Below are 3,547 nucleotides of genomic sequence, written 5' to 3' on the forward strand. Positions count from 1 at the left end.
TTGCAAAAGAAAATGGGTTATGAAAAATCCTATCATCGAATTTACGAATATCCGCTTAGAGAGTGGCGCGATGTAGGGCAGTCTAAAATCAAACTGTCGGATACGTTCAAAATCCCCTTAGATTTGCTCAAAATACATTTATTCTATAGCTAATGTTGAACCGCTTGCATATTCCTCCACCTAATCGCGTATTTTTTTGGCTATCCGTTACCATCCTACTACGGTTAGTAGCAACATTCATCCTGTTTTGGCTGGGGGAGTATACCCTCAGCGATGGATTGATAGGTAACTTAGCTACCGATTCACAAGATTATTTACAAACGGCATATCAGTTAGCTATTCATGGCTCTTATTCAAGAGTTACGGGTGTACCATATGCTGGTCGTACGCCCGGGTATGATGTAGTGCTTGCGCCACTTTTGTGGCTATTAGATGAAAAAACGGCACTCAATATTACTTTTTTGTTACAATGGCTAATGGCTACACTTTCGTGTTATGCCTTAGCAATCATTTCCTACCGTATTTTTAACAACAAAGGTATATTTGCAGCTACCCTAATAGTATATAGCCTTAACACGTTTGTAGCCTATTACGATTGGATTATACTAACAGAGAGTTTTGCCGTTTCGGCTCAAATTTTTGGGCTATACCTGCTTGTAGGCAAGCGTTTTACAAGAGAACTAATCATTTCAGGGGCTTTTTTTACATGGGCAGTTTTTCTGCGCCCTTATCTGTTGCCGTTATATTTTCTACTGGGAATAGTCTTGCTTTGGAATTATCGCAAGCAATGGCAGCAGGCTATCATGAAAGGCGTTGCTTTTGCATTGGTTTTTATAGTAGTAGAAACAGCTTGGATAGCAAGAAATTATGTGCATTTTGAGCGTATCATTCCCTTAGTAACCGATGCTCATGCAGGGTTGACCGAGGGACGTTTTCTAGCACTGATGGAATTTGTCCAAGCATGGGGGGGCGATTTTGTTTCGTGGAATCCAGCAGCAGAAATGATGCTTTTCTTTGATGTTCGCAACAATAAGACTGTACCAAATCGCTACCAACGTATGGAAGATTTGCCTGACTATGTATTTACTTCTGCTTATAATGCTGATTCACTGCGCGAATTGAAAAAATGGTATGACTTGGCAGAAGCACCCAATACTCCTCCTAATCTCAAACGACAAGCTGATTCCATTGCTTACACTAAATTGCGAGCTTATAGAAGAGCATTTATTGAGGAGAAACCTTTTCACTATTATGTAACAGCTCCTTTGCGATTGTTGCCGAAGTTTCTGCTACATAGTGGCACATACAATCTGACTCCGCAACCTTTTGCCGACCTTTCACTGAGTAAAAAAATTACAAGACTTTTATACAGTGGTCTGTACTATTTTGTATGGGCAGGAGGTCTGCTTGGCTTACTATTTTATGTAGTCAATTGTCATCGTCAATTATCAACCAATCATTGGATGCTTATTTTGATGGCATTGTATGTAGTACTGCTGTGTCCACTCGTGCTGCGACGGATTGAATATCGGCATTTTGTGATGAGTTATCCTTTTTTGCAGATTTATGCTATTGTAGTACTGGGCTATATTTATCGGCAGTTTTTAACCAAAAAAGCTAACTTTTTATCATGAATATCTTCCCCGAAGTTTTGCTGCACTATGGTCAGTTGTTGCTGGCCTTGGTTGTGTTTTTTCTAACAGGAAGGCTGGTGCGTTGGCGCTTGGGTATTACTGACAATTTTTTTGCTGAGCTATTTTTTAGCGCTTTCATCGGGATGACCACATGGATTGCGCTGTATGCCATTATTAAATCGGGCGGTCGCACCATTAACATTTTATGGATTTTGCCTGCCGCCTACTTTCTATACCAATACCGACCGACACAGGATACTGTCCGAAAACCTTTTTTGGGTTTTGAAATAACAGCGCATCATATTGGGGCGGTGTTGCTGGGCACATTGCTTTGCTACGGCTGGGAGGCGTACTTCTTTTTCTGGCCGGGAGGACCGATGAAGTATCATATTCCCTTTTGGGATAGTGTTTACTACACTCGCGTGGTATCTTCACTCGTTACTACCGGTCATGAGACTGGGTGGGGTATAGACATAACCTTAAGTAATAGTGCTTATCAAGGTATTACGCTGTATCACTACTACGAATTATGGCTTAATGGTCTTTTAGTAGAAGCCTACGGTATGCCTTCTCTTGGGTTGCTAATGGCAGTGAATGTGCCTTTATTTCATTGTCTTGTTCTTATAGGTATTTTGGCATGGATAGAACAGATTTATCCAATCAAATGGTGGATATCGGTTCTTTGCTTTGGACTGCTATTTGTAAATGGCGTTTTTTTAGAATGGTATAGGTTACATCCTTTTACAGCGCTTTCAGAAGATGTTCGTAGTGATTTGTTAGATTTTATTGGCAAAAAAACAGGTCCTTATTACTTGTATGCTATTGCTTTTTTTTTGTTTCTGCAACGCAAGCATTATCAAGATGTAACTGTTTTCATGCTTTCTATTGCTATTGTAACAACAGTTGCTTTGCCTACTGTGGCAGGAGGCATTATGCTTGCCTCATTAGTTCTTTGGCTAATTAAAAAAATAAGTTTTAAAAAGTGGGCATGGCATACAAGTATGGCACTTATTGCATTAGCAAGTATTGTCATATTTTTTTTCCTGTTTGGTATGTCTGGGGTTAAATCTAGTAGCAGCCCAAGTGAATTACTTGCTAATTCAATTCCATCAAACTGGCAAATTTTGCGAACTAAAATCAATTTGTTTATAGGGTTGTTCGTTCATATTGGTATCTTATACTGGCCATGGTTGTTAATTTTAGCAATATTAGGATTCTCTTATCGCAATTTTTCTATTATAACTTATGCAATGGTAGGTAGTATTATAGTAGCGGGTGCGGTCAATTGGACTTTATTATCTCCTAGCATAGAGGCATTTCAGTTTTTTACACATCCTACTTTCAGCTTGTTGAATCTTTTTCTTGTATTGCAACTTGCTGTATTGTTGATAAAACCTTACACCAATTTTAGGCGCTACATTGTTGCCTTGATCATTTTGATTTTTTTCATCTCTATTAATTTTATTAGGCACTTCGCTACTCAAAAACATTATTTCAGCTATGACCGTGTTTATAGTTTCGATTTTCTTGCGCGTCTTGCCTCACCAGAAATAAAGTCAAAAATACAAGGCTGGGGCGTCTCTATTTTGCATCCAAAAGAATATGTAAAAGCTTTTCAAAGTCATCTACCCATTATGGTGCAAATGGGCGAGTACTTGCCCTTATTACATCCAACTGCACAAGCTATTTCTATCTCTACGTTTGAAGTACCTAAGGTTCCAAGGCTGCGGCAAGGAGACCTTGCCCTCATGGCTTTCACCCAGTTTGTCAACCGACAGAAAGCTGAAGGCACTTTCCAAAGCATTGCGCAGAGTCAAGCTGATTTTATTCGCAAGCATCGCATCAGGTATTTGATAGCCTCTAAAAGTGCCGTTGTGCCGCCAACTATTCAGCCGATGATTACCGATAGTATT

At 39.6% G+C, this 3,547-nt stretch carries 2 protein-coding genes; both read left to right on the forward strand.

The features are described 5' to 3' along the window. The first annotated feature begins 152 nt into the window (after positions 1-152). The gene (locus tag NZ519_13045) at positions 153-1,634 is read left to right on the forward strand and encodes a hypothetical protein (protein MCS7029681.1); all 1,482 of its coding nucleotides are present in this window, start codon (positions 153-155) and stop codon (positions 1,632-1,634) included. Beyond that, positions 1,631-3,547, forward strand: a 1,917-nt coding sequence (locus NZ519_13050; GenBank protein ID MCS7029682.1) for a hypothetical protein, incomplete at its 3' end; no start/stop codon positions are given. The genes NZ519_13045 and NZ519_13050, both read left to right, overlap by 4 nt.

The organism is Bacteroidia bacterium, assembly GCA_025056095.1.
GTDB lineage: Bacteria > Bacteroidota > Bacteroidia > JANWVE01 > JANWVE01 > JANWVE01.